Raw genomic sequence first — 4,656 nt, forward strand, 5'->3', positions numbered from 1 at the left:
AAATTTGAGCGGTATACCGAAACGAGGATTAAAAATGAAGATTGCTTTAATAACCGGAGCGAATAGTGGCATTGGGTTTTATACGTCAATTGAATTACTTAAGGCAGGATTTGTTGTCGTTGCAACAATGAGGGATATATCGAAACAAGCAGCATTAGTAAAGGAAGTTGAACAACTTGGGCTAAAAAAAGCATTAAATATCCAACAGATGGATGTAACAAAAAAAGAAGAGATTATAAATGTAAAAAGCATGATAGAAGAGAAATTCGGAAGATTAGATATTTTAATTAATAATGCAGGCTACTGTCAGGGAGGTCTGCTAGCAGAGATTTCTTATGATGAATGGGAGGCACAGCAAAAGACTAATCTACTGGGAACATTGCAGGTTACGAAAGGTTTCCTTCCATTATTAGAAAAGAAAACTCCATCTCAAATCATTACTATCAGCAGTGTTAGTGGATTTTTTGGTTTTCCAGGAATGTCGGCCTATACATCCTCAAAATTTGCAATTGAAGGGTTAAGCGAAAGCTTGAGATTAGAGCTACTCCCTAAACAAATCTTTGTTACTCTTATTGAGCCTGCATCATATAAAACGAAAATTTGGCAAAAGGGATTAGAAAATATTACTGACCAGGGAGATGACTTTAAACAAAATCTATTTAAATATGCAAAAGCATCGGCAAATAACGGATCTGACCCAATTGAAGTCGCTCAATTAGTCGTTAAAATTTGTCAAACGAATAAACCTAAATTTCGTTATCCAATTGGGAAAGGTGCAAGAACTTTAGCTTTTCTTAAAAGAGTGCTGCCTTGGTCGATCATTGAAAAAATCGTATTAAATCGATTACGCTAAAAAATAGAGGAGATTCATATGGAAAATTCAGCTGTCACTCTTTATACAAAAGATAACTGGGAAAAACTAAAATGGGAACATTTCCAGGAAGGTCAGTTAATGAAAAGCTATTTTTTACCACTTCTAAAAAATAATACAAATAACTTAATTAAGAATGTACATACTTCTTTAGGATTTGTTGCAATAGATGATATTTTATTACCTTATACAGTAAACGAAGAGGAATATGATAATTCCTATGTTTGTTCACCATATAATCATTACATAACATATTCAAAAGAAGAATTATCGATGCTAAATAACAAGTTACTGGAAGTAATTTTTCATTTTTTGCTAGGATTGATTTCTAAATTTGCGAAAAAAATCGAAATCAATAAAGTTGTGTATATAAATAACTGGCTTATTTCAACAAATTTATCTCCAAGCCTTTCTAAGGAACAATTAGAATCGATTAAAAACACGATGCTAGCTAAATATCCTGATTACTTAATTGGTTTTCGTTCAATTAATGAAGGATTATACCCAAAAATGAAGGTGGACTTAGAAGCATTGCATTTTCAGATGCTCCCGAGCCGCTTTGTTTACATTTCTAGGCCAGAGGAGATATTAAATGCTACTAAAAAAGTACGAAATACATTAAATCGAGATAAAAAATTACTAGATAAAAATGAATTTGATATCATACAACATGACGATTTTACAAAGGAAGATTTAATCCGTGCAAAACAATTATACGATAAACTATATTTAGAAAAATATTCTTATAACAATCCACAATTTACGGAAGACTTTATCCTTTCGACACATGCTAATCGTGCATTAACATACGTAGGATTAAAAAAAGACGGGGTATTAGAAGGAGTATTTGGATCGAAAATCTATCAAAATATGATGGCAAATCCTGTCCTTGGCTATAATACTGATTTACCTAAAGAAAAAGGGCTATACAGAATCCTACGCTATTTAGCAGTACAAGAATCGATAAACAATCAGCGGCTCTATCATCAAAGTGCTGGTGTTGGTAGGTTCAAATATGATAGGGGAGCAAAAGGCTATCCGGAATTTACAGCAATTTATATTAAGCATTTAGCAAAACGAAAACAATATTTTTGGAAATCCTTATGTTATTTATTGAATCGCTTTGCAATTAAAATCGTTGATAAAAAGAAATTATAAAGTAGAATAGAAGAATCTACTGGTATAACAATGAACGTTCAAAAGCAAAATTAGCCGGATTGAGTCCAGTCGAATACCGAACTCAATCCAGCCAATTAGCTGCATAATAAAACTCTAATTTTTTGGGGTAACCACCATCACTGTTAAACGATTCCTGCGTTTTTCATTAAATTTGGGCGATATTCATTAACGAAGGAATAAGCAAGCTTCCCCATCCCATCGTCAGGAGGGCAGCAAAAATCATTGCAAGAGTTGAAAATGTTCCTTCTTGTTCACCATATTCCATTGCTTTTGAAGTTCCAACTCCATGAGCACTCATACCTAATGCTAAGCCCTTTGCAATCGGAGACTTTATTGAGAGCCATTTAATTGCAAACGGCCCGATAATTCCGCCAATAACACCTGTCAAAATAACAAAAATTGTTGTAAGTGTTGGTAAGCCACCAATTTCCTTCGATACTTCAATCGCAATTGGTGTTGTTATTGACCTCGGGATGATGCTAATTAGAAAATTTGGAGTTAATTTAAAAAGAATTGATAATGCCATTGACGAGAAGATCGCAACCAATGTCCCAACTGTAATACTTATCACGATATTTCCAATATATTTTTTAACTAAAGAAAAATGCTTATAAATGGGAATCGCAAACGCAACTGTTGCAGGTCCAAGCAAATGTGTAATACCCTTTGTAGCTTGAAGATAATAATCTGCATGTATATGAAACAGTGTAATAAAGGCAATAAGAATAATTGGACAAACTAACAAAGGATTAAGTAAGGGAAATGACCATTTTTTATAGCAGAATTTACTTATTTTATATATGACGAATGTCAATAATGTATACAAAATATAATTCATTTTGAAACACTGCCTTTTCTCATCTGAATATAATCTGCTATATATGCAGTTACCGCCATGACAATAAAGGTACTTAAGCCAATTAATAAAATCGATTCTAACCCTTGTAAACTTAAGATTTCATCATAATTAACGATCCCCACAGCAGAAGGGATAAAGAATAACAACAATTCTGCTAATAGCCAATTTCCTCCTTTTTCAATCCACTCTAGCTTTACAATTCGTAAAAATAAGCATATTAGTAGGATAACAAGCCCAATCATTGAAGCTGGGATTGGGATATCTAGAAACTGCTTAATTGCAATTCCAAGGAAAAGAAAAACATGTATAAAAATGATTTGTAAGATAATCGTAATGATGTTCATAGATTATAACCATCCTTCATAAGAAGAAGCTAACGTTATACTTCTTAACTGATAATGATCATATTACTACGCATTCGATTATTCGTAAAATATATAATAATTATCACAAGTATAACTTTAAGTTATAATCATTTAGAAACAAAAAAATCAATAAATGTTCGAGCTGCATAAGATATATATTTATGTTTTTTTGTAATAACCGCTAGATTCCAAGGTGTAATAGGGTGTAAATTTATGATTTTCACCTGTTTATTTTCGACTCTATTACATATCGATTCCGGTAATATCGTTACACCTAAATTTGCACCAACCATTTCAACCATAAAATCCCATTGTGAGCTTTTAAATAATATTTTCGGCTCAAAGCCTTCTTGAATACATCTTTCCCACATAATGTCGTGAAGAGCGAAATCCTCGTGATAGAAAATAAATTCTTCATCCATTAATTCACTTAATTGAATTGTTTCATGACTCGCTAAAGGATGTTCATGATGTATTAATAACTTCATTTCATCTTCAACGATTGGGTATATATTAAATTCCTCTTCATCAACAGGTAAAACGGCGACACCTAATTCAAATTCTCCCTCCTCAACACTTTTTACAACCTTTGCGCCACCATATTCGGTTATCGTAATCGAAATATTTGGATAGACTCTATGGAACTCTGCCATAACACTCGGAAAGTACAAGCTGCCAATAATCGGTGGTAAGCCTATTCGAATCGATCCACGCTTCAAGCTTGTCAAATCATTTAAAGTTGTTGATAGCTCCTCAATTTGTGAAAGAATCTTTTGGGCATATTCCATCACGATGACTCCACCATCCGTTAATTCACTTGTTTTATTAGAACGAATAATTAATGTCATATCGAGCTCTTCCTCAAGACTCTTTATCATCTTACTTAATGCTGGCTGTGATATATGTAATGATTCAGCTGCCTTTGTCATACTTTTATGCTTCACAACTTCAAGAAAATAGGTTAATTGTCTCAATTCCATAATCTCACCTCTACTTTTCGTTTATTATAGCAATAAATATACAACCTGAGAAAAACATACGATTATAGCCACCCAATAACATTGTTTTTTAGAATTTATTTGATGATTTTCACTTTTCTATAGAGAAAATTAGTTTATTTAGCAAATGTATAGTAAAATAGAGGAATGGTTTAAATTGTTTTACAAAAATTTTCTAGGGGGAACGTGTATGTTAACAAAAATAAGAAAAGTGAAACTTGAAACTTCCGGTAAAAATCCAAATTACCGAGTCGTCCTTGAATCTCCTGAAGGAAAAGAATTGTATATTCATTTTGATTATACATATAAAACAAAAACATTTTGGCCGTTAGAAGTCAATTACGATGGTAAGAAAAGAGGCGCAAAACTCGCCTGGTATACAAA

General features: G+C 32.6%; 7 protein-coding genes. 4 read left to right on the forward strand and 3 right to left on the reverse strand.

What is annotated here, in order from left to right; all coding sequences use genetic code 11:
* The 3 genes from HU235_RS22280 to HU235_RS25605 all read left to right on the forward strand — a co-directional run.
* A partial coding sequence (locus tag HU235_RS22280; protein WP_325100953.1) for an SDR family NAD(P)-dependent oxidoreductase occupies positions 1–853 on the forward strand: 853 nt, incomplete at its 5' end.
* An 18-nt stretch (positions 854–871) separates the two neighbouring features.
* A complete protein-coding gene (locus HU235_RS22285) occupies positions 872–2,029 on the forward strand; it encodes a GNAT family N-acetyltransferase (protein ID WP_174881631.1) in 1,158 nt (385 codons plus the stop codon).
* Between the two features lie 14 nt (positions 2,030–2,043).
* Positions 2,044–2,136: an IS3 family transposase gene (locus HU235_RS25605; RefSeq protein WP_174881635.1), complete on the forward strand. Its 93-nt coding sequence runs from the start codon at positions 2,044–2,046 to the stop codon at positions 2,134–2,136.
* Between the two features lie 59 nt (positions 2,137–2,195).
* On the opposite strand, the gene HU235_RS22295 is transcribed toward HU235_RS25605, so the two are convergent.
* From HU235_RS22295 to HU235_RS22305, 3 genes are all read right to left on the reverse strand, one after another.
* A complete protein-coding gene (locus HU235_RS22295; RefSeq protein ID WP_145582404.1) occupies positions 2,196–2,888 on the reverse strand; it encodes an LrgB family protein in 693 nt (230 codons plus the stop codon).
* A complete protein-coding gene (locus HU235_RS22300) occupies positions 2,885–3,253 on the reverse strand; it encodes a CidA/LrgA family protein (protein ID WP_174881632.1) in 369 nt (122 codons plus the stop codon). The genes HU235_RS22295 and HU235_RS22300 overlap by 4 nt, the downstream gene beginning before the upstream one ends.
* Positions 3,254–3,381: 128 nt before the next feature.
* The gene (locus HU235_RS22305) at positions 3,382–4,254 is read right to left on the reverse strand and encodes a LysR family transcriptional regulator (protein ID WP_174881633.1); all 873 of its coding nucleotides are present in this window, start codon (positions 4,252–4,254) and stop codon (positions 3,382–3,384) included.
* Positions 4,255–4,462: 208 nt separating this feature from the next.
* Between HU235_RS22305 and HU235_RS22310 the strand changes: the two genes are divergently transcribed.
* Positions 4,463–4,656 (forward strand): hypothetical protein (locus HU235_RS22310; protein WP_174881634.1); only part of this gene is annotated, 194 nt, incomplete at its 3' end.

The organism is Metabacillus niabensis, from assembly GCF_902829255.1.
Lineage (GTDB): Bacteria > Bacillota > Bacilli > Bacillales > Bacillaceae > Metabacillus > Metabacillus niabensis.